Origin of the sequence: Amylibacter sp. SFDW26, from assembly GCF_009184395.1 — a bacterium.
Lineage (GTDB): Bacteria > Pseudomonadota > Alphaproteobacteria > Rhodobacterales > Rhodobacteraceae > Amylibacter.
Genome location: NZ_WEIC01000011.1, coordinates 1 through 3,277 on the forward strand (window position 1 = coordinate 1; position 3,277 = coordinate 3,277).

Sequence of the window (3,277 nt, forward strand, 5' to 3'; positions counted from 1 at the left end):
GTTTCCAGACGTCATGGCAAAAGCTGGTTATGGCTTTAGACAAGGTCAGGTGAGTTCAGCCGTTAATCTGTCCGCACGCCTTGCCGAAACTGTAGGTGGAACATTCACTCCCGAGAATATTAACAAGCTTGTGAACAATGGCACGTTGACCCTGAAAGAAGGGACATGGTCGATTGATCAAAACAAAATTCCTGGAAGAGTAAACAAGTTTCCGAAAACAAGAGTACAACTCCAACCTAAGCCGGTGAGTGGTCCTCAACCAGTAACTGTACCTGATCTACCAGGAAACCGTCCAATTGTTGTAACACCAACAACGACAGCGGATCAGGTTGTTAAGACCGTAATAAGTAAAAAACACATAGAGGCTATTAAAATTCACAGCCCAAGAGAGCTTTATAAGGAGCTTAATAAGTTCCCTGAAGGCAGCCCTCAAAAAATTGCAGCCAATTTGATACGCGCGAATGGTCTTGTGAAAAGTGGCGTATACAAAGGCAATGTTGATGAAGTGAAATTAACCAAAGATCTGAATACTTATCTAATGAAACCGGCTGTGTCGCAGATAGCCGCAAAAGTACATGATAGTGTGTTCCGTCAGGTAACGGGTCTATCAAAAGCAGAAGTTGTAAAGCAGCTCAAAGGTAAATTGTTATCACCTGATGCAAAAGCTGGTGTTATGGCAATGTCATTTGATCAACGTTCAAAATTTATCAATGGTCTATCTGAACCATTGATGACGATTGATACAAAATTAGCGATGGATGTACATCGTGGATTAACGCTGGAACTTGGGCAGGACCCAAATACTATCCACCGGGCTGGGCGTAAAAAATTGGAAATTTATAAAGCTATTCGACAAAAACAAGCACAAGGAAAACCAATAACAGCGGCAGAAAAAGAATTGCAGACTACTGTAAGACAATCTGCAGATGAAGTTTTCCGTACGGTATATTCACGTGCTCGTGCGCTAACACCAACGTCGATTCACACTACGAAAACATATATTAAGTATCTGGAAACCCCTGCAGGTCTTGAGAACGTTATCGATTTGCTGACGCTTTTCCACAGAGAACGCTTTGATCCGAATGCCCCTAATTTTAAAGATAAGTTCTTAAAAGCTGTAAATGCTTCGAATCTTCCACGTGATATTGAAACTATTTTCAAAAGATGGGCCAAGGCCAAAGGTTTCTTGACTGTTCTAAATACATTAGACGCTGCGTGGAATGTGATTGCATTCGGATATAGTACTGCGGATGTTATCAAAAAACGCAATCAAGGCAAAAAACTATCAGCGTTAGAAATATCGACACAGGTTCAAGAAACACTAGCAGCAATTGGTGCCATCGGTACAACGCCAACCTTGTTTGGTCAATTCTTCGGTGCACCCCGTACAGTGAAAACTGTAGCAGCTGTGTCTGAATATACTGGCATAATTAATACATATAAAACATCGCTTGCCGCTATGGGTGGGGTTTTAAGTCAAGCTAATGCTGTTAAAGCAGATGCGCTTGCACTTGATAGACGTCTTATACCAATGCGGAAGTTTCTTGCAGAACAGCAACCTCTTGAACGTAGTGGCGCCGGGGTGACACCCGCGGTTAAGAAACGACTTGATGAGACAAGAAAAGCCTTGGACACATTTGAGCCTAAACTTGACGCACTTAGAAAAAGGTCTATCTCACTTGAGAAAGACTTCGACGTTTGGAAACAAGGCACACAAGCTGCGTTTAATGGAATGGCAAAGAAACGGTATGATATATTGAGATTGACGAAAGGTGATCCTCGCTATAAGGCTTTTCAGGAAATTAATGACCAACATCATCATTGGGTATCAAAACCTTTCAATCAGTTTTCTGAAGCGGCGCCAGCCCAGGGATTCAGTTTCTCGGGTACTAGTACTCGCCCAGTCTTTACGCAAGAACTATACGATCACATCGATAGCTCTGCGATGGTGAGTGCTGAGAATGCTGCAAGGCATGCACCTTCTACGGCGAACCCATTAGTTCGAGCAATCTCAAATAGCTCTAGATTTGCAACAGCGATGAAAGTATTTGCGCTTCCATATGAGTTAAGCTGGTTAGGTTTCGGTGTATCTTCTGGAATATTTGCAAATGATTTACGCAAAGGTGGCGATAAGGTGGGTGCAGGCCTTAATGCTCTGCAAGGGGCAGCTTTCTTTGGCTTTGGTGTCCCAGGTACGCTTAGTGCATTGACAGGGCTTGGTATTGAAATCGGTGCGGCTGGTACTGCTATTGTTGGGGCCTTTACCCCACCAGTCGCGATGTTTACCGCGGCAACGGCAGCCAGCGTAGCCGTTTCAAATTGGGCGCGTTCGAAAGAGACTGGTGCTGCACTTGCGAAAAACGCACAAAGAGCAGAAATCAATAACACTGGTACGAACCGCGTTTATGCACTCGACTAAGTTTGAAAAAAATTGCAGCCCAATAATCATAATCGATTATTGGGCTGCTTTCTGTCTGATGGTCATACTTGTTCCAATTCGTTTCTTATGCTGTCCATAATCCAAGCAATAATAGGTACAGCCATAAAATTGCCCAATCCTTTGTATTGTGTGTCTAACGTCAGCACTTGTGGGACAGAATTGAGTGTTTGAATAAGGAAGGATTTCTGGTTCATCTTAACCATTAAGGGTTAACGATAAATAAGAAGTCAGGCAGTAGCAAATCAGCTGCAGATAAATTAGTTAAGAACATCCGCCGCAAGACATAGCAAACCTATTCTTCTGAAGAAAAGATCAGGATTGTATTGGCGGGTTTACGGGGAAAAAAAGCATCTCTGCACTGTGTCGCCGACCTGACATTGGAAAACCGTTTTCTCAAAAAAACATGACAGGTAATAGGGAATACGAAGAATGAGATACCCCATTGCCTGACAGGGCACTACTTGTCCGAGAAGCTGCATCTGAAAAGCTAGAAATCATCCGCACGGTTGAAGCTTCGCATCTGCCCACGAAGAAAACGCTGAGGTATGATTTATATCTTGAGGGTGGACTGGATGGAGTAACAGACCAATCCCCGTGCCCGATGTCAGTTTGGAACCGTATTCCAGAAACGAGGCGTGTTGATATGATTCAGTTTGCTTTGGAGCATGAAGCACTGACGCCCAGAAAACTGGCACTTAAATACACCGAAGAGAAGCGACACTTTATCTCTGAAACTTCCGTTTATCGCATTTCAAAAGCGGCAGATTCACTAACTGTGTCAAGTCATGTCACAATCAAAGTCGCGCCTGAGTTCCATGGCAAAACTGCCCATCTCTA

General features: G+C 43.5%; 3 protein-coding genes. 2 read left to right on the top strand and 1 reads right to left on the bottom strand.

Annotation, left to right across the window (positions count from 1 at the left end):
• A partial coding sequence (locus tag F9L33_RS15860; RefSeq protein ID WP_193222082.1) for a hypothetical protein occupies positions 1–2,419 on the top strand: 2,419 nt, incomplete at its 5' end.
• Positions 2,420–2,481: 62 nt separating this feature from the next.
• Here the strand turns inward: F9L33_RS15860 and F9L33_RS15865 are convergent.
• On the bottom strand, positions 2,482–2,634 hold the full coding sequence (locus tag F9L33_RS15865) for a hypothetical protein (protein WP_193222083.1): 153 nt from the start codon (positions 2,632–2,634) through the stop codon (positions 2,482–2,484).
• A 248-nt stretch (positions 2,635–2,882) separates the two neighbouring features.
• On the opposite strand from F9L33_RS15865, the gene F9L33_RS15660 reads away from it, so the two are divergent.
• The coding region (locus tag F9L33_RS15660; protein WP_193222084.1) for a helix-turn-helix domain-containing protein at positions 2,883–3,277 on the top strand (395 nt) is incomplete at its 3' end.